The sequence below is a fragment of the Terriglobia bacterium genome, from assembly GCA_020072845.1.
GTDB lineage: Bacteria > Acidobacteriota > Terriglobia > Terriglobales > Acidobacteriaceae > JAIQGF01.
Genome location: JAIQGF010000005.1, coordinates 1 through 22243, shown reverse-complemented (window position 1 = coordinate 22243; position 22243 = coordinate 1). Strand labels below are relative to the sequence as shown.

The following is a 22243-nucleotide window of genomic DNA, read 5'->3' as shown; positions in this document are numbered from 1 at the left end:
AGTGGAGAGTGGCCAGTCGCGCAGCGGTGGGAGGGCCCCATCATGATCGCGAGCGCCAGTGGCGCGGCGGCAATTCGGAACTCAACCACAAATCACAAGTTAACCAGTTACTGACCACTAGCCACTAGCCACTGCGGAGCGGTAAGCTTTCACGCGCGGAGGCTGCTTATGAAGCGCGCGCTCATTATCGTCGCCGTCGTCGTCGCTGTTCTGGTGGTTATCGGCATCGCGCTGCCGCTGTTCATCGACGCCGATTCTTTCCGCCCGCGTATCGAGGCGGAACTGCACACCGCGCTGGCCCGCGAGGTCAAAATCGGCCACCTCTCGCTCTCCCTGATGGCCGGCGGCGTCTCCGCCGCAGACATCTCCATTGCCGACGACCCCGCCTTCAGTGCCAAGCCCTTTCTGAGCGCCAAGTCGCTCGACGTGGGCGTGGACCTGCCCGCGCTCATCTTCTCCCGCACGCTCAACATCCACTCCATCACCGTGGTCCAGCCCGAGGTCGCGCTGGTTCACACCAACGCCGGCAAATGGAACTTCTCCACGCTGGGCGCGGCCAAGGAGACTGCCGCTAAGGCCCCAGGCGGCGCCGCCAATTTTTCGGTGCAGAAACTGCGCATCGTCCGCGGACGGGTCTCGGTCGCCGTCGTCGGCAAGAAGCCGCTCACCTACGACGACGTTACGCTCGACGCCGGCAACATCTCCTATACGTCGCCCATTCCGTTCACCGTCGAGGCCACCACGCCCGGCGGCGGCAAGCTGAAGGTTGACGGCAACGCCGGACCCATCGATCGCACCGACGCCGCGCGCACTCCGCTGCAGGCCTCGGTCACCATCACCGGAGCGGACCTCGCCAAAACCGGCTTCCTGCCTGCGGATTCCGGGGTTGCGGGGATCTTGGATTACACCGGCACGCTCTCGTCCGACGGGAAGGTCCTGAAGAGCGCAGGGACCGCCAAGACCCACGATCTTCGCCTGGTGAAGACCGGCTCGCCGACGCGCCAGCCGGTCACGGTTACCTATACGTCGGATTACGACCTGCAGCGCCAGGCGGGCTCGCTCGCCAGCGGTGAAGTCCACACCGGCAATTCCGTCGTCCGCGTCAGCGGCAACTACGACGCCCACGGCGAGCAGGCTGTCGTCCACATGAAGCTGACGGGCCAAAACCTGCCCATCGCCGACATCGCCGCGCTTCTGCCCGCGTTCGGCGTCGCCCTGCCGGCAGGGTCGTCGCTGCAAGGCGGATCGGTGACGACGAATCTCGCGCTCGACGGCGCCGTCGACAAGCTGGTCACCACCGGCACGCTCGATCTGGCCAACGTCAAGCTGGCCAACTTCAACCTCGGGTCGAAGATGAGCGCCATCGCCATGCTCGCCGGAATCCGCACCAGTTCCGACACCACCATCCAGTCCATGAGCTCCCGCCTGCGCGTTGCACCGGAAGGCATTCGCGCCGACGCGCTCTCCATCGTCGTTCCCGAGCTCGGCACCATTACCGGCGCGGGCACCATGTCGGCGGCCAACGCGCTCAACTTCAAGATGGCAGCCAAGCTCAGCAGCAACGCCAGCCTGGTGGGCGGCCTGCAAAAGATCGCCGGACTCGGCGCGGCCAACAAGGCGATTCCGTTCCTCATCCAGGGCACCACGCAGAATCCCGTGTTCCTGCCCGACGTCGGCGGATTCATCGGCAACACCGTCACCGCGCCTGCACAGGGCGTGGAACAAGGCATCGGGGGAATTCTGGGAATTTTTCAGAAAAAAAAGAAGCAATAACCATCAACCGCAAAGGACGCAAAGGGTCGCAAAGTATTTCTTCTGTTTTCCTTGGCGTTCCTCTGCGTCCCTTGCGGTTAGCTTTTTCTTTCTCACCCGTTCGCTAAACGCAGCATCGAAACAGCCATGGACGGCTGCGAAAAATCCCTCCGCCACTGGCTCGCCTGGCTGCTCTCGGGCGGCGGCGCCCATGCCTCGTTCGACGATGCCGTCCGCGGACTTGGCGCCAAACTGCGCGGCGTCAAGCCGCCCCACCTGCCGCACACCGCGTGGCAACTGCTGGAACACATGCGCCTGGCGCAGTGGGACATCCTCGACTTCAGCCGCAACCCGAAATACCAATCCATGGCCTGGCCCGAAGGCTACTGGCCGAAAACGGAAGCGCCGCCGGCGGGTGGGTGGGAGAAAAGCGTCCGCCGGTTTCGTGCCGATCTCGCCGCCATGCGCAAGCTGGTGACGAACCCCAAGACCGACCTGCACGAGCCCATCCCGTGGGGCGACGGCCAGACCATCCTTCGTGAAGCCCTGCTGGTCGCCGACCACAACTCCTATCACCTTGGGCAGTTGGTTCTGGTGCGCAAGGCGCTGGGGGCGTGGAAGGCTTGAATGTGGGAATCTTCTTGCATCACGGCCCGCCTGCTGCTATGCTAACTAACCAGTTAGTTAAATAGAGGCTCAGCCATGGCGAGCAGGGCGAAAACGCTGGGCACCCGCGCGCAGCCGGAGCAGACCCGCGCCGCCATCCTCAATGCGGCGATCACCGAGTTTGCCCGTGAGGGCGCGGCGGGAGCGCGAACCGACGCCATCGCACGCGCCGCCAAGGTCAACAAGGCGCTGCTCTATTACTACTTCAACGACAAAGAGACGCTTTACGGCGCGGCGCTGGACGCGGTGTTTGAGGGGCTGACGCAGCGGGTCCTGGAAGTGCTGGCGCGCGATCTGCCGCCGCGGGAAAAGATCCGCGAGTTCGTGGGCGCGCATTTCGATTTCATCGCCAGCCACCCGGCGTACCCGCGCATGGTACAGCGGGAGATGATGCGGACGGGGCGCAAGGGATCGCCGCACATCAAGCGCATCGTGGAGCGCTACCTGCGGCCGACGTTCGCGCGCGTGCGCGAGGTGATGCTGGAAGGCATCGCGCGCGGGGAGGTCCGCGACGTGGATCCGGTGCAGGTGGTGCCGTCGCTGATTGCGCTCAACATTTTTTACTTCAGTTCGGTGCCGATGATGCGGCTGCTGATGCCCGGGATTGATCCGCTGTCGCCTGAGCGGGTGGCGCGACGGCGCGCGGCGGTGCTGGATTTCATTTCCGCCGCCATCTTCACCCGGCCTGAATCTCGCCCGGGGGGAAACCGATGAAACGCGGGCGCTTTTTTATTCTTCTGTTGATCATCCTCGCCGTTTCCATCGGCTACTACCTGGCGACCACGGAGCGCGACAAGGGCCTGGTGCTGATCGGAACGGTCGACGCCAACCAGGTGATCGTGAGCGCAAGAATTCAGGGGCGAATCGAGAAGCTGCTGGTGAATGAAGGCACGCCGGTCAAGGAAGGCGACCTGATCGCGGTGCTGGATTCCGCCGAACTGGAAGCGCAGAAGCGCGCCGCGGAGCACGTGATTGCCGGTCTGCGCTCCCAGGTGACGGGTACGAGCGCGACGGAGATGATGACGCGCGGCTCGACCTCCAGCGATGTTCTGAATGCGCGCGCGCGCCTGCAATCCGTGAAGAGCCAGCTGATCATGGCAGAGGCCAACCTGGAACAGGTGTCCGCCGATACCGAGCGAACCGTGTCGCTCGCCGATCAGGGCGTCGCGTCCAAGCAGGACCGCGACCGCGCGGTGGCGGCGCTGAAGTCGGCCAAGGCGAACGTGCAGTCACTGCGTGACCAGGTGCGGGCCGCCGAAGCCGACCTGGCCTCGACCGAGGCGCGCCTGCACAACACCCGCGCCGCGGAAAGCACCGTGGCTTCGACACGCGCGCAGATGCTGAGCGCCGAGGCGCAACTGGCTGAGGTGGACACGCGGCTGGGGTACACGCGGGTGACGGCGCCGATTACGGGCGTGGTTTCGCTGCGGGCCGCGCGCCAGGGCGAGGTGGTAAACCCGGGCGCAGCGATCGTCACCCTGGTTGACCTCACCGACACCTGGGTGCGCGCCGCGGTGCCGGAGACCTACGCCGACAAGATTGCGCTCGGCGACACGCTGCAGGTGCGCATGCCCAGCGGCGCGGAGATCCCCGGCAAAGTCATTTTCAAGAACACGGAAGGGGATTTTGCGACGCAGCGGGACGTCAGCCGGACCAAGCGCGACATCAAGACGGTGGCGCTGAAGCTGCGGATTGACAACCAGGGGATGAAGTACGCCACCGGCATGACCGCCGAAGTGCTGGTGCCGGCGTCGAAATTGAATGCCGCAAGGCAAACCGCCGCCACAGGACAGGGAAAATGACCAGCGAGCCGACCATGCGCGATGGAGCGCACGCGCCTTCGAACGCGGACGCGCCGCCGGCGATCGCGGTGGAACACATCACCAAGAAGTACGGCGAGTTCACGGCGGTGGACGAGGTGTCGTTTTCGGTGGCGGAGGGCGAGATCTTCGGGCTGCTGGGGCCAAACGGCGCGGGCAAGTCCACGCTGATCCGCATGATGACCACGCTCATCCCGATCACCGGCGGAAAGGCGTACATCGCCGGGCACGACGTGAGCCGGGAACCCGATGCGGCGCGGCGCACCATCGGCGTGATCCCGCAGGCGATGACCAGCGACCTGGACCTGACGGTGGAGGAAAACCTCAGCATTTACGCCAAGCTGTACGGCGTACCGCGCGAGGAGCGCAAGCGCGCCATCAACCGGATGCTGGAGGACGTGGAACTTACCAAGTGGCGCGGCGCGCAGACCAAGACGCTGTCGGGCGGCATGCGCCGGCGGCTGGAGGTGGCCCGCGGCCTGGTGCATAGCCCGAAGATCTTCTTTCTCGATGAACCGACCACCGGGCTGGACCCGGTGTCGCGAGTCGCGGTCTGGGAGATGCTGACCAAGATCAAGCACGAGCGGCGGCTGACCATGCTGATCACCACGCACTACATGGACGAAGCCGACCGGCTGTGCGACCGCATCGCCATCGTGGACCACGGAAAGCTGGTGGCGCTGGACACGCCGCTGAAGCTGAAAGCGAACGTGCATGCCGAGAACGTGATTGAAGCGCAGTTCGTCCACGCGCCGCCGGACTGGGAACGCACGCTGCAAGCGCTGCCCAAGGTCAACTCGGTCCAGTCCGAGGGAGCGGGCATGTACCGCATCCTGTCGGCGGGTGCGACCAGCGTGACTGCGCTGGTGGAGTGCGCGCTGTCCGCCGATGTCGAGATCAAGTCGTTGTCGGTGCAAAGCACCACGTTGGACGACGTGTTCGTTCACTACACCGGGCGGCAGTTGCGCGACGAGCAGGTGAAGGCCTACGCGTTCGTCATGCCGGAACGGCCGGGAGATCGCGCATGAACCGCATGTGGGCGATCGTGGAACGCGAACTGCGGAAGTTCCTGCGCTCGCCGGCGCTGATGCTGGTGTCGCTGGTGTTTCCGCTCATCCAGCTCATCGTGCTGGGCAACGCCTTCGGAGGCAAGATCCGCGACGCGCGCCTGGGCGTGGTGGACCAGGACGGGGGCGTGCAGGCGCTGCGGATCAAGGAAGCGTTCAACTCCGTGGCTGCCAACGTCCGCACCTTTGTGCCGGTTTATTACGAGAACGACCAGCAGGCGAAGCAGGACGTGAAGGACGGCAAAATTGATGGCGCGCTCATTATCCCGCCGCAGTATTCGCGCCGCCTCTATGCCCAGGAAGATCCGCGGATCGCGCTGGTGGTGGACAACAGCGACAACTTCATGAGCTCGTCGCTGGAGCAGAAGCTGACGGAATTGACGCAGGCGCTCAACACGCCCGACGTGCAGCCACGCGTGGTGCAGCAGGTGGCGCTCGATATCGTCGAGCTGTACCCGTATATCGAATACATGAAGTACCTGCTGCCGGGGTCGATCACGCTGGCGATGTTCGTGTCGGTGATGATCGGCGGGGGCATGCTCTACATTGACGACAAGGCGCGCGGCATCCATGAGGGGTACCTGGTAACCCCGATCACCAAGCTGGAACTGATCTTCGGGCTCAACACGGCCGGGGCGCTGAAGGCGATCGCGTCGGGGGTGGTGATCACCGTGGTGGGCTCGCTGATCTCGGGGGTGAGCAACACGTTTCACGCGCAGCAGGCGGTGCTGCTGGCGCTGCTGATCCTGGTGACCTCGCTCGCCTTCAACGCCATGATGTTCCTGTTCATGGTGCGCGTGGAGGACCCGCTGGTGCCGCGCGCCACCTTCGGCGTGCTCAACACGCTGCTGTTCTTTCCCAGCGGCGCCATCTACCCGATCAATGCCTTTCCCAAGTGGCTGCGGGCAGTCGCCACCGCCGACCCGTTTTCCTACGCGGTGCACGGCTTCAAAGCGCTGCTGCTGAAGGATGCGGGACTGGCGGCGATCTGGCACGACCTGCTTTTCCTCACCTTGTTTGCGGCCGTGATGCTCTCGATTGCAACGCCGCTGTTTAAGAGAACTCTGTAAGGCGTTAACATGCCACCCGTAGCTCTCAGCTCTCAGCTCTCAGCTTTCAGCTAATACGGCGTGGGGTGAGGAAGTACTGCTGTGGACAGGAGCAGACATGCAAAACTTCCGCAACCTGAAGGTCTGGGAAAAAGCACACAAACTCACACTCAGCGCCTATCAAGTCACCGCAACATTTCCAAAATATGAACTGTATGGCCTCTCCAGCCAACTTCGGAGGTCCTGTGCCTCGATCGCGGCAAATATTGCCGAAGGATGTGGCAGGCAAAGCGATCCTGAGATGAGCCGCTTTTTGTATATGGCGATGGGTTCGGCCTGCGAGGCGGAGTATCATCTTCTCCTCGCGCGCGATCTGACATTCCTGCCCACGAGTGAATACCAAACGCTGAATGCGCAAGTTGTTGAAGTAAAGAAAATGCTGGCGTCATTCGTGTCCAAGCTGAGAGCTGACAGCTGATAGCTGACAGCTTAGTGCTGCGCAGTGCTAATTGTTACAATCGAGGCGTGTCCACCACAGTCTTCACCGCTCCCCAATACGATCCGCGGCGCGAGCGGCGCAAGCGCGTCATCATGGCAGCGGTGGTGGCCGCGGCCATTGTCGTTGGCGTCTTCGCCTACCTGTACCGCAACTGGCCGGAGGAGCGCGTGGTCGGCCATTTCTTCACCGCGCTGGTCAACAAGGATTTCGAGACGGCGTACGGCATCTGGGAGCACGATCCCACCTGGAAGCAGCACCCGCAGAATTATCCCAACTACTCGTTCCGCGAGTTCTACAACGATTGGGGACCGGGCGGAGAGTGGGGCATCATCAAAAGCTTCCACATTGACGGCTCGGCCAATCCCAAGGAGGGAAGCGGCGTGGTGGTGGTGGTGACCATCAACGAACGCAAGGAGCCGGCGCGCATCTGGGTGGAAAAAAAGGATAAGACGCTGACGTTTTCGCCGTACTAGCTGTCAGCTATCAGCTCTCAGCTGTGAGCTTCCATCCACCCAAGTCTGTCGAAACTGAAACTGAAACTGAAACTGAAATTACTTCCCCGGCCCCGCGGCCATTTTCTTGACCATGGCAAGCACCAGCTTGCGGTCGCTGTCGTTGAGGCTGGAGGAATAGCGCCGGATCTGGGTCAGGAAGCGGATTTCGTCCTCGCTCAACTGGGGTAAGTTGCGGGCGCCGTTATCGTGCGGGCTATCGGCGAAAAACTGGGCCAGGGCAATTTCCATGGCGCCGGCGATCTTGGCCAGGGTGTCGAGCGACGGAATGGTGTGGCCATTCTCGACCCGCGAGAGATAGCAGCGCAGCAACCCGGTGCGCTTTTCGATGTCGCCTTGCGACATGCCCTTTTGGAGACGGAAACTGCGGATGGTTTCGCCGATATTCATGTTGGTCTGAACGATTCGGGGGTGCGTGCATAGTAACCAGAGTAGAACGGCGGCGCAAGCACATTTTTTGTCACCCGCGCGGCGAGTTTCGCAACTCCAGTCGGGGCGCTAAATTCCGCCATCGTAACCATTGGGCACTTAACGTTAGTGACACTCAACCCATGAGCATGCCACCGTTCACGCTGAGCACGTGGCCGGTGATATAGGAGGCCTCGTCGGAGGCGAGAAAGCGGACGGCGGCGGCGACATCCTGCGGCGTGCCGGCGCGGCCGAGCGGAATCATTTTCGTGACCGCTTCCTTCATCTCGGGGGCCAGCACCTCGGTCATTGCCGTCTCGATGAATCCGGGCGCAACCGCGTTCACCGTGATGTTCCGCGAGGCCACCTCGCGGGCCAGCGCCATGGTCAGGCCGATCAGCCCCGCCTTCGAGGCCGCGTAGTTCGCCTGCCCCGCCTGCCCGATCTGCCCGAAGATGCTGGTGATATTGATGATCCTTCCCCAGTGCTGGCGGAGCATGGAACTGAGCGCCTGCTGGCTGCAGAGATAGGCGCCGGTCAGGTTGGTAGCGATGACGGCGTCCCAATCGGCGCGCTTCATGCGCAAAGCGAGCTGGTCGCGGGTAATGCCGGCATTGTTGACCAGGATATCGAGCTTGCCCAGCTTGGCGATCGCAGCCTTGATGCCGGACTTGATCTCGTCTTCGACGGCAAGATCCATCTTGAAGGTCTCGGCGCGGCCGCCGGTAGCGCGGATCTGATCGGCGGTTTCCGCCAGCTTGTGCTCGTTGCGAGCCGCCAGCGCGACGGCAGCGCCGGCTTCGGCCAGCGCCAGGGCGCAGGCGCGTCCGATGCCCTGCGACGCGCCGGTCACCAGCGCTACACGCCCGTCAAGCCGGATGCCGCGGTACTCGGCGTTTGCTTCCGCCATCGCTTGCTCCTGAAAGCGGGGATTATAGCAAGAGGGTTTGCGGTTGTCGGTTTACGGTTGTCGGTAACCGAAGACCGATAACCGTCAACCGAAAACCTACCCCAGCCGGCTCGCTCGCATTTCTGTTTCCAGTTGGTCGGGCGGACCGGGCTCCGGCTCGACGTGGCGGAACAGGTAACGCAGCAGGGGCGGGGCCAGCACGGTGGTCACGCCCGCCATGAAGATCACCACCGCGTACCCCTGCTGCGAGACGACGTTCATCTGCAGCCCGATGAGCGCGACGATGAGCGCGACTTCGCCGCGGGGCATCATGCCGACGCCGACCTTGAGCGCGGCGGAAACGCCTTCGCCGAGCATCGGCAGGCCGCAGCCCAGCACCTTGGAAACGATGGCCAGCAGCGAAATGACAACGGCGGTTGCCCACACCGGGCCGGTGAACAGGTGAATGTCGAGCCGCGCTCCCATGACAAAAAAGAAAAACGGCGCCAGGAATTCGTTGATGGCGTGCACGCGGGGCTGGAGGTTCCACTCGGGTGAGTAGTCGGCGAACATCAGGCCGGCGAAAAAGGCGCCGATGATCGCCGCCATGCCAATCCTGGTCGCCAGCGCCGAAAGGCCGAGGCAGATGGCCAGCGCCAGGATCAGCGGCGCGTTCGGGGTCGACATGCGTTGCAGGCCGGTCCGCATTCTGCCGACCACGCGCGGGCCGATGAAGATCATGAAGATGGCGAAGGCCAAGGCTTCGACGATGAGGACGGCCATGTGGATCCAGCGGATGCTGCCGCCGGTGGCCAGCCCGGCGACGACGGTCAGCACGATCATGCCGAGGATGTCGTCGAAGACAGCCGCGCCCAGGATGACGCGGGCCACGCGCGTGTGCAAAGCGTGAAGGTCGCTGAGCACACGCGCGGTGATGCCGACGCTGGTGGCCACCATGGCGGCGGCGACGAACACCGACTCGCGTACCGGTTCGCCGCGCAGGTGCAGGTAGCCAAAACCCAGCAGGAACGGGAACGCGACGCCGGCGATGGCGACACGGATGGATTGCCGGCCGACGCGGATCAAGTCTTGCGGCCGAGTCTCCAGGCCGACCGTGAACAGCAGAAAGATGGCGCCGATCTCGGCGATCGAACCGACCGTGTCGGACGGTGCAATCAGCCCGGCAGCGTGCGGGCCGAGAATGACGCCGGCGAGAAGCTCCCCCAGCACCGCCGGCAAAGACAATCGCTCGAAGATCTCGGCGAACACTTTCGCCCAGACAAAAATGGCGAACAATTCGAGCAGGAACGTGTCTGCGTGCTGGGGCATCTTGCGACTTCCAACCAATTAGTTCTGTCTAACGTAACCGCGCGCCGCTGGCTACAAAAATCGAGAGGAGCTGCTGGATTTCGAGCTGCCCGCGGCCCTCGATTTCCGCGGCGCGGCCATCAATCTAGGGCATTTTCGTTCGCCGGCATCAGAACTGATTTCAAAAATGCATTTTCGCCTCAGGAAAAATGTCCCTCAGGGGCTAAAGCCCACTGTTTTTGCGGCCTCGAGCGGCACGGCTCCCTCGACAAGCTCGGGACAGGTTCCGCCGTGCCCTACCCAAGGACCGATTCTTCCAGCCAGTTCGCGTGCCAACGAACCTTTCCACAAAACAACAAGTCGCCGCCCAGGGCGCATCCTAGTGTTTTCAGTGCAGCGGCGTCCGCGCGTAACATCCCCGCGGAGGAGGAACCCCGATGGCGACCGCGCAGTCACCGTCCCTGGTGGACCGTTGGGCGCGTGCGCCCTTCTATTTCAACTCCGAGGCGCACCTGCTGCGCATCGGGCGCGAACGGGCCGCCAATTTGACGGAGCTGCTGGAAGGGCTGCGCGCGTGCCCCAACGATTCCATCTTCGAGCACACCTTCCAGACCCTGCAGGAGCACCATTTTATCCGCGAAGGTTTTTCCAATGACTTTGCCCACTGGGCCTTTGCCGCCTGCAACGAAGTCGGACTCGCGGAAAGGCTGGCCGCCATCGACGTGCGCGAGTTCACCAGCATTCCCGACCTGCGGAACCGGCTGGTGGCGATCGTGGAGGAATACCTGAGGCGCAACCCGCGCGCCCGCGACCGCGCCGCACTGGAGCCGTTCTATTTCTGCGCGTCCGACACGGTGGTCATTCCCACGCCATTCGTCGCGCGCAATTTGGCGGAGTTCATCGAGTCGCTGAAAAAGGTCAGCATCCACAGCATCCACCACCATTTCATCGAGGCCCGCCTGCGGATCAAGCTGAACTCGAACGATTTTTCGGTGTGGCTGGAAGAGGAGATGGACCTTGGCCCGCTCGCCGACCGGCTGAACCGGATCGACATTTATACTTCCACCCTGCACGGCGTACGCGACCAAATCCTGCGTATCCTGGAACGCGCCGCGTCACCGGCCCCGGCGCACTGAGGAGAGACGGAATCCATGGACGAGCGGAAGAAGGCCAAGCGGGCGACGCTGCCCGGCCGGGACGCCAAGGACGACGGCAAGGGCAGCATCGCCGCGCCTCCGCCGGAGGTCCCGGCAAAAGAACGCCGCCAGCACTCGCGAATTTCGGAAACGCCGCCGGCGCCGCCGCCTCCGCCTCGGCTGGATGATTACGAGCCCATCATCGGCCGTCCCGAGCTCGATGAGCTGCACTTCCTTGCCCGCCAGCTTCGCGGGAAGACGGTCAAGATGGTGAACTCGACTGCGGTCGGCGGCGGCGTGGCGGAAATCCTGAACCGCCTGGTCCCGCTGATGAACGAGCTGGAAGTGCACACCAAGTGGGAGGTCATCACCGGTGGCAACGATTTCTTCGAGGTCACCAAGGGCTTCCACAACGCCTTGCATGGCGGCGACTACAACCTGACGCCGCAGGGCAAAGATATCTTCATGCTGTACAACGAGCAGAATCGCGAGCGCATGGAGTTCGGCGAAGACCTGTTCGTCATCCACGATCCGCAGCCGGTGGGGCTGATCCGCTCGCGGGCGAGCAACCGCGGCCGCTGGATCTGGCGGTGCCACATTGACGTCAGCAACCCGCACCCCGAGGTGTGGGGCTTCCTGCGCCCGCTGGTCGAGCAGTATGACGCCGCCATTTTTTCCTCGCCGGCGTTCTCGCGCCAACTGTCCATCCCGCAATACCTGTTGTATCCCGCCATTGATCCGCTGTCGGAAAAGAACAAGGAACTCCCCGAAGAATTCATCGCCAAAGTGTGCGACGACTTTGGGATTGACCGCACCCGTCCCATCGTCACCCAGATTTCCCGCTTCGATCGCCTGAAGGACCCGGTGGGCGTGATCCAGGCCTACAAGCTGGCGAAGAAATATGTGGATTGCCAATTGGTGCTGGCCGGCGGCGGCGCCACCGACGATCCCGAGGGCGCGGCCGTGCTGCAGGAAGTGATGGACGAGGCGGGCGAAGATCCCGATGTCATCATTCTCAACCTGCCGCCGTGGTCGGCGCTGGAGATCAATGCCCTGCAACGCGCCGCGACCATCGTGGTGCAGAAGTCCATCAAGGAAGGCTTCGGACTTACGGTCACCGAGGCGCTGTGGAAGAACAAGCCGGTGATCGCCGGGGCGGTGGGCGGCATTCCGACGCAGATCATTCACAAGCTCACGGGCGTGCTGGTGCACTCGGTGGAGGGCTGCGCCTACCAGATCCGCTACCTGCTCACGCACCCGGAATTCGCGGCGCAACTGGGCCGCAACGGGCGGGAGCACGCCAAGGAAAATTTCCTGATGACCAGCAACGTGAAGCGCTACCTGCTGCTGTTCCAGATCATGCTGGGCATGGCGCGGCCGGAGAAGGAGACGATCCAGGAGTAATCCGCCGGTTCGTCCAGCAAGCGGGTGGAGTGGCCGATCGCGTGCAACGTGGCCACGTCTGTTCCTAACCACCGAGACACCGAGGCCACCGAGGATCACCGAGACTCTGGCAGACTCGGTGTGTCTCGGTGCACTCGGTGTCTCGGTGGTGAACCAGGGATCAAAGGATGACGCGTTCGTCCCCCACCCTTCGCGTCACGCGCTCGCGGTCCAGGTACTCCAGCAGCGGGATGGCGTACTTGCGCGAAACACCCGTCAGGTCCTTGAATTTGGCAACGTCGATCTTTGGCGAGCGCGCTTTCTCCCCGGCCATCAGCTTGCGCAACTGATCGAGGGCATCGCGGTGGAATACCAGCTCGTCGGATAACTTCACCAGCACGCGATCGCGCAGCAGCAGGGTGACGATTTTCTGCGCGCGTACCCGGTCCACCTTCACGCCCGCGAGCACGTCCTTGAGCGCCGGTACTTTCAGCCCGGCGCCGGCGAAGGCGTTTTCGATGATCTTCTTCGATTCTGCTTCCTCGTCTTTCATCACCACGCCGCGGCCGGCGGCGCGCACGATCTCCGCCGAGGTTTCCAGTTTCTTGTCCCGGACCAGCGAATCCAGGACAGCGTTGAATACGGTTTCCTCCAGGCCGAGCTTTTCCGCCAGTTCGCCCTTGGCGATGCCCGCCACCAGCGGATTGGCGGAATGAAATGCGTTCACCGCCGCCACCGCCTCGTCGCGGGACTGCTGAAATGCAGCGGCGGAGATCAGCACGTCGGCGATCCTTAGCACGGCCGTTGTCGCAGCCGTTGCTCCGGGCGCAAGCGAGGCGGCAATTTCATCCACGCGCCGGGGCGGCCACCAACCGGTTTCGGCGAGCGCCGCGAACAATCTCAACCCGCGCTTGCCGCGCCGCGCTACTCTCGCCGCCAGCACTTCCGGCGGCGTGCCGCGCGAAACGGTCTCCAGGAATCGGATGGTCTGGTCGGCGGACACGCCTTTCACCGGCGGCGCAGCGTCAATCACAGCACCGCCGCCGATAGTCACCACCGGCGAAAACTGGCGGATGATGAAGCGGTCCCCGGGCAGCACCAGCAGGGGATGGCGGAAGCGCAACTGCGCGAATCCCAACTGCCCCGGCGGCAGCGGCTTGCCGCCAAAGACCGCGACTTCAGCGATGGTTTCGCTGGTGTGCACGTGCAGGTGAACGCGCGCGCGGTCGCGCAGCGGCTTGGCCGAGGGCAGCAAGGAGAGCTGCACGTTGGCGCGCAACGTGGTGTGAAACACCCCGGGATGCATCAGCGTCATGCCGCGCGCCAGGTCCTCGGTGGCGGCGCCGGCAAGGTTGAGCGCAGTCCGCTGTCCGGCGATGGCCTGCTCCGCCGCCGCACCGTGCACCTGCACGCCGCGCACGCGCACCCGCCGTCCGCCGGGGAAGACCTCCAGTTCGGCATCCTTCCTGATCGTGCCCGACAGCAGCGTGCCGGTTACGACCGTGCCGAATCCCTTCATGGTGAAGACGCGGTCAATGGGCAGCCGCGGCACCGAAGTCGAATCCTTGGCTGGCGCTTCGCCCGCCACCCGCACCAGCGCCCGCTTCAGGTCCTCCAGGCCGGCGCCGGTTTTTGAGCTGACGGCAATGATCGGAATGCGAGCGGGGTCGAGAAACGAAGTGCTCAAGTATTCTTCCAACTCGAGTTTGACCACGCCGAGCGAGTCGCTGTCCACCAGGTCGGACTTGGTGAGCACGGTGATGCCGCGCGGGATGGCGAGCAGGCGGCAGATGTCGAAGTGCTCGCGCGTCTGTGGCTTGATGCCTTCGTCGGCCGCGACCACCAGCAGCACCAGGTCAATGCCGCCCACTCCGGCCAGCATGTTGCGCACGAAACGCTCGTGGCCCGGCACATCCACAAAGCCGAGGCGCAGTGTCTCGCCGCGCTCGCCGGGCAGGTCAAGGTGCGCGAAGCCGATGTCAATGGTGATGCCGCGGCGCTTTTCTTCCTCCAGGCGGTCGGCGTCAATCCCGGTGAGCGCTTTGACCAGCGCAGTCTTGCCGTGATCGATGTGTCCGGCGGTCCCGACGATGACAGACTTCATCGCAGGGAAGTTTATCGCAATGCGGCAACCGGGGTTGATCATGCGACAATGGTTACGAGCTCCCCCGATGCCGACTGCCAGCCCGATTACTCCCGAAGTGGTCCGCGAACACAACCTCACGCCCGAGGAATACCAGAAGATCGAAAAGCTGCTGGGCCGCGCGCCCACCCTGACCGAGCTGGGCATCTTCAGCGTGATGTGGAGCGAGCACTGCTCCTACAAATCCTCGCGCGTGCACCTGAAGCGCCTGCCGACGCGCAGCCGCCGCGTGGTGCAGGGGCCGGGGGAGAACGCCGGCATCATCGACATCGGCGACGGCTGGGCCTGCGCCTTCAAGATCGAGTCGCACAATCATCCTTCGTTCATCGAGCCCTTCCAGGGAGCGGCCACCGGCGTCGGCGGCATCCTGCGCGACATCTTCACCATGGGCGCGCGCCCGGTGGCGGTGATGGACTCGCTGCGCTTCGGTCCCATCCGTCCCGGCAAAGACGAGCGGGACGTCAAGATCATCCACCGCAATCATTCCATCCTGGAAGGCGTGGTCAGCGGCATTGCCGGCTACGGCAATTGTTTCGGCGTGCCCAACCTGGGCGGCGAAACCAAGTTCGAGAACTGCTACTCGCAGAATCCGCTGGTCAACGCCTTCGCGCTCGGCCTAGTCCGCCGCGACAAGATTTTCTACGCGCGCGCCTCCGGCGAGGGGAATCCCGTCATCTACGTCGGCTCCAAAACCGGGCGCGACGGCATTCACGGCTGCACCATGGCGAGCGAGGAGTTCAGCGAAACCAGCGAGCAGAAGCGTCCCAACGTGCAGGTGGGCGATCCGTTCCTGGAAAAGTTGCTGCTCGAGGCCTGCGTGGAAGCCATGGAAACCGGCGCGGTGGTCGGCATCCAGGACATGGGCGCCGCCGGGCTGACGTGCTCAACCTGCGAGATGGGCGCGCGCGGCCACGTCGGCCTGGAGATCGAACTCGACCTCGTGCCGCAGCGCGAGACCGGCATGACGCCGTACGAAATCATGCTCAGCGAATCGCAGGAACGCATGCTGCTGGTCGCCGAACAAGGCCGTGAAGAAGAGGTTTTCGCCGTGTTCCGCAAGTGGGGACTCGATGCCTCCACCGTTGGCCGCGTCACCAACGACGGGAAGATGCGCGTGCTGCACCACGGACAGGTGGTCGCCGAAATTCCCAACGACGCGCTCACCGACGAGGCGCCGGTGTACAAGCGTCCGCTGGCGCGCTGGGATGCGCCCGTTCCGCGGGAAAAGCCGGAGCAGGTTCAGCTTGGCGCCGAAGACGATCTCACGCCGAACTTCGAGCGCCTGCTGGCCTCGCCGAATATCTGCTCCAAGCGCTGGATTACCGAGCAGTACGAAAGTTACGTTCAGCTTGTGAGCACGCAGCGCCCCGGCGGCGATGCCGGCGTGCTGCGCGTCAAGGGCACCGAGCGCGGTCTGGCCATGGCGCTTGACGGCAATGGGCGCTGGTGCTGGCTCGATCCCCGTCTCGGCGCCATGCACGCGGTGGCGGAAGCGGCGCGCAACGTCGCCTGCGCCGGCGCGCGTCCCATCGGCGCCACCAATTGCCTGAACTTCGGCAATCCCGAGAAGCCGCACATCATGTGGCAGTTCTCGCAAGTGGTGGACGGCATGACCAAGGCGTGCGAGGAACTGGAAACGCCCATCACCGGCGGCAACGTCAGCTTCTACAACGAGACCTTGGGCGAAGGCATTTATCCCACGCCGGTGGTCGGCATCGTCGGCCTGATTGAACACGTGGACCGCGCCATGACCCACGACTTCCGCGAAGCAGGCCGCGCCATCGTGCTGCTGCGCGGCTCCGAACCCGGCGATGCCGTAGACGCGGAAATCGAATTCGGTTCCTCCGAGTACGCCAGGGAAATTTTCGGCGAGGTCTGGGGCTTCCCGCCGGCGCTCGAACTGGAGAGGGAGAAAGCGCTGCAGGACTGCATCATTGACCTCGTCGGCCTCGGGCTGATTGACAGCGCGCACGACTGCTCCACCGGCGGGCTGGCGGTCGCGGTGGCCGAATCCTGCTTCCCGCGCCAGACCGGCGCGCGCCTCGATCTGAAACGGGAGGACCTGGGCGGCGACGGCCTGCTTCCCGAGTACCTGCTGTTCGGCGAAGACGCGAGCCGGATCGTGATCTCCTGCGTCCGCGAAAACGTCCCGAGAATCCAAGAAATAGCGGTAAAATACAGCGTGGCCGCGCTCCCCATCGGCGTCACGCAATCCGAAAAACTGGAATTTCTTGTGGACGGTCAGGTGGTAGTGTCGGCGCCGGTGTCCGAACTGAGAGATTCATGGGAGCACGCCCTGGAACGCGCGCTGCACACCGAAACTGAAGAGCGCTTGGCACAGGAAATTTTGCAGAAAAGCTGATGACGCATGAAGATTCGCGACGTCATCAAGCTCGTTGAGGACGATGGGTGGTACCTTGTGGCAACCAAAGGAAGCCATCGGCAATATAAGCATGCGGTGAAGAAGGGGCGCGTTACGATTGCCGGCCATCCATCGAAGGACTTGGACCCGAAGACATTCAGGTCGATTCTGAGACAGGCGGGTTTGCGATGAAATACGCGGTTCTATACGAAAAGACCGCCACTGGATACAGCGCCCACGTGCCTGATCTTCCTGGCTGCGTCGCTGCTGGCGACACGCTCGAGGAAACCGAACAACTCATGCGCGAGGCCATCGAAATGCATCTGGAAGGCATGCGCGAAGACGGCGATCCCATTCCCGAGCCAAGTACGATTGCAAACTACATAACCGTTTTAGCTGGTGACTGAGAATTGACTCTGTAACCCCAAATGCCGGTTCTCGATAAATTCCGCGAAGAGTGTGGCGTGGTCGCCATCTACGGCCATCCCGAGGCCTCGACCCTCGCCTACCTCGGCCTGCACGCCTTGCAGCACCGCGGGCAGGAATCCGCCGGCATCGCCGCTTCGAACGGCTCCAACATCCGCGTGCACAAATCCATGGGCCTGGTCGGCGACATCTTCACCGCGACCGTGCTGGCCGGGCTTCCCGGCGCGCTCGCCATCGGCCACACGCGCTATTCCACCACCGGCGACTCCGCCCTGCTGAACGCGCAGCCCATTCGCGTGGACTGCAACAAGGGCATGATCGCGGTGGCGCACAACGGCAACCTGGTGAACGCCGGCGAGATTCGTTCGCGGCTCGAGGCCGAGGGCTCGATTTTCCAGACCACCAGCGATACCGAGGTCATCGTCCACCTGATCGCGCACTCGCGCGAGCAGGCGCTGCCCGACGCCATCGCCGACGCGCTCCGCCGCATTGACGGCGCATTCTCGCTGGTAGTCATCACCCGCGACCGCATCTACGCCGCCCGCGACCCGCGCGGCTTCCGCCCGCTCTCGCTCGGCCGCATTCCCGCCGCCGGCACGCGCGTCAACGACGCCTTTGCCCTGGCTTCCGAGAGCACCGCCTTCGATTTGCTGGGCGCCATCTTCGAGCGCGACATCAAGCCGGGTGAACTTGTGGTGATCGGTCCGGAAGGCCTGCAATCGCGCTTCTACGCTCCGGCGGCGCCGCAGTCGGCGTGCATTTTCGAGCATGTGTACTTTTCGCGCCCCGACAGCTTCGTCTTCGGCCGCTCGGTCAACGACAGCCGCGAAGCCCTCGGCCGCCAACTGGCGCGCGAGGCGCCGGTGGACGCCGACATCATCGTGGCCGTGCCCGACTCCGGCGTGCCCGCCGCCATCGGCTACGCCGGCGAAAGCGGGCTGCCGTTCCGCGTCGGGCTGATCCGCAGTCACTACGTCGGCCGCACCTTCATCGAACCCGAGCAGCGCGTGCGCGACTTCGGCGTCAAGCTCAAACTCAACCCGGTGCGCAGCGTGCTCGACGGCAAGCGCGTCATCCTGATTGACGACTCCATCGTCCGCGGCACTACCAGCCGCAAGATCGTGCGCATGATCCGCAACGCCGGCGCCCGCGAAGTCCACATGCGGATTTCCTGCCCGCCCACCATTTCGCCCTGCTACTACGGCGTGGACACGCCCTCCAAGCGCCAGTTGATCGCCGCCAACAAGAGCGTCGAGGAAATCCGCCAGTTCATCGGCGCCGACTCGCTCGCCTACGTTTCACTGGAGGGATTGAAGAAGGCTTGCGGCGAAGGCGACCAGACCACCTACTGCACCGCCTGCTACACCGGCGAGTACCCCACCGACTTCGTTGCGGTTGACGACATCCGGCCGGCGTTGTTTGAGAACGAAAACGTCAACGCCGATTAGGCTTCAGTCGCCAGTCTTCAGTCTTCAGGCGCACGCTGCAGGTGTTCCTGTTTACCGAAAACCGAAAACCGATAACCGGCAACCGAAAACGCGGCACCAGCCGCAGGCCACTGCCCACACTTTTGTAACGCCCTGACTCCTGGCACATCGAATCCCCAGGGAAGGTAAAATAACCATCGATGTCCGGAACGCCTCTTCCGATCGCGGCTTTTGTGGCCGGTCTACTCTCGTTCCTGTCGCCGTGCGTGTTGCCGCTGGTGCCGGGATACGTGTCGCTGATCTCGGGTACCAGTGTGGACAGCGTGGCGCACGAGCGCCGCGCGCTGCGCACCGTCATGCTGAACTCCATCACGTTCATCCTGGGCTTCAGCCTCGTCTTCATCCTGCTGGGCGCCGGCGCCACGGCGCTGGGCCAGGTGGTCGGCCGCTTCCGCCGCGACCTGACATTCGTCGCCGGCATTGTGATCATCGTTTTCGGCCTTCACCTGACCGGGCTGCTGAAGATCAAAGCGCTGTATGCCGACAAGCGCCTGCACGACGTCAAGGGCGGCAGCTCCGCGCTCGGCGCCTTCTTCGTGGGATTCGCCTTCGCCTTCGGGTGGACCCCGTGCATCGGCCCCATCCTTGCCGGAATTCTCACCCTCGCCGCCGCGGAAGAAACCGTGACCAAGGGCATGCTTTTGCTGGCCGTCTATTCCGCCGGGCTGGCCGTCCCGTTCCTGCTGACCTCGCTCGGGGTGGACCGGTTCCTGTCGTTCTACGTTCGCTTCCGCCGTCACCTGCATGCGGTGGAGGTGGCCAGCGGGGTGCTGCTGATCGCCATCGGCGCGCTGGTGCTGACCGGGCGCTTCACCGTGCTTTCGGGCTATTTGTCATTTCTCAACCGCTTTGCGCTGTAACGAGGGAGAACTGTGAAACGTGACGCCACCGTGATCGCCGTCGTTGTCCTGGTGATCGCCGGCATGCTGATTGCGGGCAAGCGCCTGACCAAGCCGCCCACCCCGGGCGCCTCCATCTCCGGCAGCAATGCCGCCCTGAAAGGCAAACCCGCGCCCGACTTTCAGTTGACCGACCTCGACGGCAACCACGTCCGGCTCGCCGACCTGCGCGGCAAAGCCGTGCTGCTGAATTTCTGGGCCACCTGGTGCCCGCCGTGCAAGATCGAGATGCCGTGGTTCGTGGATCTCCAGAAGCAGTACGGGCCACAGGGGTTGCAGATCGTCGGCGTCGCCATGGATGATGGCAACGCCCACGACGCGGTCGCCAAGTTCGCCAAGGAAATGGGATTGAACTACCCCGTGTTGCTCGGAGACGACAAGGTCGCCGACCAATACGGCGGCGTGGATGCGCTGCCCACCACGTTTTATATCGGACGCGACGGCAAGATCGTCACCCGCGTTTTCGGCCTGGTAAGCCACAGAGAGATTGAAGACAACGTACGCGCCGCGCTCAAGCAGGGCCCGGCGGTCGCCCAGAATTCCACGCCCGCCGCGGGAGCGGCCCGCTGATGAGGTCGCGCGATTTCCACTTCGTCCTCGCCCTTCTGCTCGGTGCGGCTTCGATGTTCGCGCAGGATCAGGTCCTCGGCTCCTCCAAGCCCGGCGCCACGCAGCGCGTCGCCTTTGCGCCGGTCGCACCCGTAAAAATTGCCGCGGGAAAGTCCACCACGGTTGAGCTCCCATTCCGCGTGACCCGCGGCTATCACATCAATTCCAACAAGCCTACCTCCGAGCTGCTTGTCCCGACGGTGCTCAGCGTCAAGCCGCCCACCGACATCGCGGTCGCCAAGCTGACCTATCCCGCCGGCGAAGACCGCTCGTTTCCGTTTGCGCCCGGTGACAAACTGAACGTGTACACCGGCGACTTCACCGTGACCGGGCTGGTGCGGGCCGCGCGCACGATGCCGCCGGGAACCTACCGCGTGAGGGGGACCCTCAAGTACCAGGCTTGCGATGACCGCGCCTGCTACCCGCCGGGCCAGCTACCGGTCGCGTTTGACGTGAGGATTACGAAAGCGGCCAGTACCAGCAGTCATCGCCGCAATCCGGCGCAAAGCCCGCACGTGCACCAGTGACACGGTGACCAATGCCATAAAGCCATGAAGACTCTTGGCATTATCGGCGGCCTTGGGCCCGAGTCCACGATTGAGTATTACCGCTTCCTGTTGGCAGCCTACCGTGAGCGCCGGCCCGACGGCAGTTCTCCCTCCATCATCATCAACAGCCTTGACGTGCAGCGCGGGATCGCGCTCCTCAATGCCAACCAACTCGACGAGCTTGAGGACTATCTTGTGGCCGCAGTAGAAAGCCTGGCGCGAGCCGGCGCCGACTTCGCGCTGATCGCCGCCAACACCCCGCACATCGTTTTCGACCCGGTACAGCGCCGTTCGCCCATCCCGCTGATCAGCATTGTCGAAGCCGCGTGCGAAGCGGCGCAGCGCTTGCGGCTGAGCAGGCTCGCTCTTCTGGGTACCGGTTTCACCATGAAGGGGCGCTTCTTCCCCGACGTTTTCGCGCGCGCGGGCATTGAACTCGTCGTTCCCAGCAAAGAAGAGCAGGCCTTCATTCACGACAAGTACATCAACGAGTTGCTGGAGAACATTTTTCTTCCGGCGACGCGCGACGGATTACTGGCCATTGTGGAGAAGATGAAACAGCGGGATCGCATCCAGGGAGTCATTCTCGCCGGCACCGAGCTGCCGCTGATCCTGCGCGAGGTCGCCGACCGCGTCGGCATTCCATTCCTGGACACGACCCGAATACACGTGGATCGTGCGATAGCAGAATTGCTCGCCTGAAGCCTGCAGCCTGAAGCCCGGAGCCTGCAGCCTATTGCGTTTCGATCTGCATCGTCTCCCCGATGCTCAGCGACTTGGGCGCGCCCGCCATCTCCGGCCCGGAATAGGTCGCGGTAATGCGGAAGCTCGTCGCGCTGACGTCGGCCGAATAGCTGTATGGCCCACGGCGATCCTGCGGCAACACCGTCCCTTTGGCGCGCAATTCATCCAGAGACAGGTACTTTCCTTCCAGCGCGAACTGCTGTTTTTCCGCGCTGGCAAACGCCAGCAGGTCATTGCGCACGCCGGTCACGTCAATGGCAGCTCTCGGGCTTGCCGCTCCCGCAGCCGACGACGCCGTTTGCGCCGATTTGGTGTACAGGTAAAACCCAATCGCCATGGCGATGAGCAATCCAATCAGTCCGAGAACGCGCGTCATAGCATCTCCTGCGAGCTAAGAGCTAAGGAAACTCTGATCAAGCACTGCTTTTAGGTCAGCGATTGATCGCGTGTACATTTTTTCCGATCAGCAGAGTCGATTTCGAGTTCCGATCGGGTGGTGTGCTCGCCGGGGCAGCGGCCCCGACGAGCTTTGTTTT

The 22243-nt window shown here is 63.6% G+C and carries 23 protein-coding genes; 18 read left to right on the top strand and 5 right to left on the bottom strand.

Annotated features, from left to right (window positions below):
- The first annotated feature begins 168 nt into the window (after positions 1 to 168).
- The 8 genes from LAN70_04895 to LAN70_04860 all read left to right on the top strand — a co-directional run bounded on the left by LAN70_04895 (position 169) and on the right by LAN70_04860 (position 7326).
- Positions 169 to 1773: an AsmA family protein gene (locus LAN70_04895; GenBank protein ID MBZ5510490.1), complete on the top strand. Its 1605-nt coding sequence runs from the start codon at positions 169 to 171 to the stop codon at positions 1771 to 1773.
- Positions 1774 to 1899: 126 nt separating this feature from the next.
- On the top strand, positions 1900 to 2379 hold the full coding sequence (locus LAN70_04890) for a DinB family protein (GenBank protein MBZ5510489.1): 480 nt from the start codon (positions 1900 to 1902) through the stop codon (positions 2377 to 2379).
- Positions 2380 to 2454: 75 nt separating this feature from the next.
- Positions 2455 to 3132 (top strand): TetR family transcriptional regulator, encoded by a 678-nt coding sequence (locus tag LAN70_04885; protein ID MBZ5510488.1) that lies wholly within the window; start codon positions 2455 to 2457, stop codon positions 3130 to 3132.
- Positions 3129 to 4220: an efflux RND transporter periplasmic adaptor subunit gene (locus LAN70_04880; protein ID MBZ5510487.1), complete on the top strand. Its 1092-nt coding sequence runs from the start codon at positions 3129 to 3131 to the stop codon at positions 4218 to 4220. The genes LAN70_04885 and LAN70_04880 overlap by 4 nt, the downstream gene beginning before the upstream one ends.
- Positions 4221 to 4234: 14 nt before the next feature.
- A complete protein-coding gene (locus LAN70_04875) occupies positions 4235 to 5266 on the top strand; it encodes an ATP-binding cassette domain-containing protein (GenBank protein MBZ5510486.1) in 1032 nt (343 codons plus the stop codon).
- Entirely contained in the window at positions 5263 to 6375 is a 1113-nt protein-coding gene (locus LAN70_04870; protein ID MBZ5510485.1) for an ABC transporter permease, read from the top strand. Before LAN70_04875 ends, LAN70_04870 begins: the two co-directional genes overlap by 4 nt.
- 97 nt (positions 6376 to 6472) lie before the next feature.
- Positions 6473 to 6832, top strand: a complete 360-nt coding sequence (locus tag LAN70_04865; GenBank protein MBZ5510484.1) for a four helix bundle protein — start codon at positions 6473 to 6475, stop codon at positions 6830 to 6832.
- 47 nt (positions 6833 to 6879) lie between these two features.
- Positions 6880 to 7326 (top strand): hypothetical protein, encoded by a 447-nt coding sequence (locus LAN70_04860; GenBank protein ID MBZ5510483.1) that lies wholly within the window; start codon positions 6880 to 6882, stop codon positions 7324 to 7326.
- 78 nt (positions 7327 to 7404) lie between these two features.
- On the opposite strand, the gene LAN70_04855 is transcribed toward LAN70_04860, so the two are convergent.
- The 3 genes from LAN70_04855 to LAN70_04845 all read right to left on the bottom strand — a co-directional run bounded on the left by LAN70_04855 (position 7405) and on the right by LAN70_04845 (position 9991).
- Entirely contained in the window at positions 7405 to 7755 is a 351-nt protein-coding gene (locus tag LAN70_04855; protein ID MBZ5510482.1) for a helix-turn-helix domain-containing protein, read from the bottom strand.
- Positions 7756 to 7909: 154 nt separating this feature from the next.
- On the bottom strand, positions 7910 to 8683 hold the full coding sequence (gene fabG / locus LAN70_04850) for a 3-oxoacyl-[acyl-carrier-protein] reductase (GenBank protein MBZ5510481.1): 774 nt from the start codon (positions 8681 to 8683) through the stop codon (positions 7910 to 7912).
- Positions 8684 to 8779: 96 nt separating this feature from the next.
- On the bottom strand, positions 8780 to 9991 hold the full coding sequence (locus LAN70_04845; GenBank protein ID MBZ5510480.1) for a cation:proton antiporter: 1212 nt from the start codon (positions 9989 to 9991) through the stop codon (positions 8780 to 8782).
- Between the two features lie 416 nt (positions 9992 to 10407).
- Between LAN70_04845 and LAN70_04840 the strand changes: the two genes are divergently transcribed.
- Positions 10408 to 11106 carry a DUF5752 family protein gene (locus LAN70_04840; GenBank protein MBZ5510479.1) on the top strand — a complete coding sequence of 233 codons (699 nt, stop codon included), beginning with the start codon at positions 10408 to 10410 and terminating at the stop codon, positions 11104 to 11106.
- 15 nt (positions 11107 to 11121) lie between these two features.
- Positions 11122 to 12510, top strand: coding sequence for a glycosyltransferase (locus tag LAN70_04835; GenBank protein MBZ5510478.1), 1389 nt, complete (start codon positions 11122 to 11124; stop codon positions 12508 to 12510).
- Positions 12511 to 12670: 160 nt separating this feature from the next.
- Here LAN70_04835 and selB read toward each other — a convergent pair whose 3' ends face one another.
- On the bottom strand, positions 12671 to 14593 hold the full coding sequence (gene selB, locus LAN70_04830; GenBank protein MBZ5510477.1) for a selenocysteine-specific translation elongation factor: 1923 nt from the start codon (positions 14591 to 14593) through the stop codon (positions 12671 to 12673).
- Between the two features lie 67 nt (positions 14594 to 14660).
- Between selB and purL the strand changes: the two genes are divergently transcribed.
- The 8 genes from purL to LAN70_04790 all read left to right on the top strand — a co-directional run bounded on the left by purL (position 14661) and on the right by LAN70_04790 (position 21665).
- Positions 14661 to 16994, top strand: coding sequence for a phosphoribosylformylglycinamidine synthase subunit PurL (gene purL / locus LAN70_04825; protein ID MBZ5510476.1), 2334 nt, complete (start codon positions 14661 to 14663; stop codon positions 16992 to 16994).
- Positions 16995 to 17000: 6 nt separating this feature from the next.
- Positions 17001 to 17186: a type II toxin-antitoxin system HicA family toxin gene (locus LAN70_04820; protein MBZ5510475.1), complete on the top strand. Its 186-nt coding sequence runs from the start codon at positions 17001 to 17003 to the stop codon at positions 17184 to 17186.
- On the top strand, positions 17183 to 17401 hold the full coding sequence (locus tag LAN70_04815; protein MBZ5510474.1) for a type II toxin-antitoxin system HicB family antitoxin: 219 nt from the start codon (positions 17183 to 17185) through the stop codon (positions 17399 to 17401). The genes LAN70_04820 and LAN70_04815 overlap by 4 nt, the downstream gene beginning before the upstream one ends.
- A gap of 21 nt (positions 17402 to 17422) precedes the next feature.
- Positions 17423 to 18868, top strand: a complete 1446-nt coding sequence (gene purF, locus LAN70_04810; protein ID MBZ5510473.1) for an amidophosphoribosyltransferase — start codon at positions 17423 to 17425, stop codon at positions 18866 to 18868.
- 179 nt (positions 18869 to 19047) lie between these two features.
- Complete coding sequence (locus tag LAN70_04805) at positions 19048 to 19767, top strand: cytochrome c biogenesis protein CcdA (protein ID MBZ5510472.1); 720 nt, start codon at positions 19048 to 19050, stop codon at positions 19765 to 19767.
- 63 nt (positions 19768 to 19830) lie between these two features.
- Entirely contained in the window at positions 19831 to 20376 is a 546-nt protein-coding gene (locus tag LAN70_04800) for a TlpA family protein disulfide reductase (GenBank protein ID MBZ5510471.1), read from the top strand.
- A complete protein-coding gene (locus LAN70_04795; GenBank protein ID MBZ5510470.1) occupies positions 20376 to 20942 on the top strand; it encodes a protein-disulfide reductase DsbD N-terminal domain-containing protein in 567 nt (188 codons plus the stop codon). Before LAN70_04800 ends, LAN70_04795 begins: the two co-directional genes overlap by 1 nt.
- Positions 20943 to 20966: 24 nt before the next feature.
- Entirely contained in the window at positions 20967 to 21665 is a 699-nt protein-coding gene (locus LAN70_04790) for an amino acid racemase (GenBank protein ID MBZ5510469.1), read from the top strand.
- Between the two features lie 31 nt (positions 21666 to 21696).
- On the opposite strand, the gene LAN70_04785 is transcribed toward LAN70_04790, so the two are convergent.
- Positions 21697 to 22083 carry a hypothetical protein gene (locus tag LAN70_04785; GenBank protein MBZ5510468.1) on the bottom strand — a complete coding sequence of 129 codons (387 nt, stop codon included), beginning with the start codon at positions 22081 to 22083 and terminating at the stop codon, positions 21697 to 21699.
- Positions 22084 to 22243 lie beyond the last annotated feature (160 nt).

What these genes read in the sequence shown, in the direction of transcription:
- LAN70_04895 (MBZ5510490.1), top strand. Translation starts at nt 169, where the DNA reads ATGAAGCGCGCGCTCATTATCGTCGCCGTCGTCGTCGCTGTTCTGGTG.
- LAN70_04890 (MBZ5510489.1), top strand. Translation starts at nt 1,900, where the DNA reads ATGGACGGCTGCGAAAAATCCCTCCGCCACTGGCTCGCCTGGCTGCTC.
- LAN70_04885 (MBZ5510488.1), top strand. Translation starts at nt 2,455, where the DNA reads ATGGCGAGCAGGGCGAAAACGCTGGGCACCCGCGCGCAGCCGGAGCAG.
- LAN70_04880 (MBZ5510487.1), top strand. Translation starts at nt 3,129, where the DNA reads ATGAAACGCGGGCGCTTTTTTATTCTTCTGTTGATCATCCTCGCCGTT.
- LAN70_04875 (MBZ5510486.1), top strand. Translation starts at nt 4,235, where the DNA reads ATGCGCGATGGAGCGCACGCGCCTTCGAACGCGGACGCGCCGCCGGCG.
- LAN70_04870 (MBZ5510485.1), top strand. Translation starts at nt 5,263, where the DNA reads ATGAACCGCATGTGGGCGATCGTGGAACGCGAACTGCGGAAGTTCCTG.
- LAN70_04865 (MBZ5510484.1), top strand. Translation starts at nt 6,473, where the DNA reads ATGCAAAACTTCCGCAACCTGAAGGTCTGGGAAAAAGCACACAAACTC.
- LAN70_04855 (MBZ5510482.1), bottom strand. Translation starts at nt 7,755, where the DNA reads ATGAATATCGGCGAAACCATCCGCAGTTTCCGTCTCCAAAAGGGCATG.
- fabG (MBZ5510481.1), bottom strand. Translation starts at nt 8,683, where the DNA reads ATGGCGGAAGCAAACGCCGAGTACCGCGGCATCCGGCTTGACGGGCGT.
- LAN70_04845 (MBZ5510480.1), bottom strand. Translation starts at nt 9,991, where the DNA reads ATGCCCCAGCACGCAGACACGTTCCTGCTCGAATTGTTCGCCATTTTT.
- LAN70_04840 (MBZ5510479.1), top strand. Translation starts at nt 10,408, where the DNA reads ATGGCGACCGCGCAGTCACCGTCCCTGGTGGACCGTTGGGCGCGTGCG.
- LAN70_04835 (MBZ5510478.1), top strand. Translation starts at nt 11,122, where the DNA reads ATGGACGAGCGGAAGAAGGCCAAGCGGGCGACGCTGCCCGGCCGGGAC.
- selB (MBZ5510477.1), bottom strand. Translation starts at nt 14,593, where the DNA reads ATGAAGTCTGTCATCGTCGGGACCGCCGGACACATCGATCACGGCAAG.
- purL (MBZ5510476.1), top strand. Translation starts at nt 14,661, where the DNA reads ATGCCGACTGCCAGCCCGATTACTCCCGAAGTGGTCCGCGAACACAAC.
- LAN70_04820 (MBZ5510475.1), top strand. Translation starts at nt 17,001, where the DNA reads ATGAAGATTCGCGACGTCATCAAGCTCGTTGAGGACGATGGGTGGTAC.
- LAN70_04815 (MBZ5510474.1), top strand. Translation starts at nt 17,183, where the DNA reads ATGAAATACGCGGTTCTATACGAAAAGACCGCCACTGGATACAGCGCC.
- purF (MBZ5510473.1), top strand. Translation starts at nt 17,423, where the DNA reads ATGCCGGTTCTCGATAAATTCCGCGAAGAGTGTGGCGTGGTCGCCATC.
- LAN70_04805 (MBZ5510472.1), top strand. Translation starts at nt 19,048, where the DNA reads ATGTCCGGAACGCCTCTTCCGATCGCGGCTTTTGTGGCCGGTCTACTC.
- LAN70_04800 (MBZ5510471.1), top strand. Translation starts at nt 19,831, where the DNA reads ATGCTGATTGCGGGCAAGCGCCTGACCAAGCCGCCCACCCCGGGCGCC.
- LAN70_04795 (MBZ5510470.1), top strand. Translation starts at nt 20,376, where the DNA reads ATGAGGTCGCGCGATTTCCACTTCGTCCTCGCCCTTCTGCTCGGTGCG.
- LAN70_04790 (MBZ5510469.1), top strand. Translation starts at nt 20,967, where the DNA reads ATGAAGACTCTTGGCATTATCGGCGGCCTTGGGCCCGAGTCCACGATT.
- LAN70_04785 (MBZ5510468.1), bottom strand. Translation starts at nt 22,083, where the DNA reads ATGACGCGCGTTCTCGGACTGATTGGATTGCTCATCGCCATGGCGATT.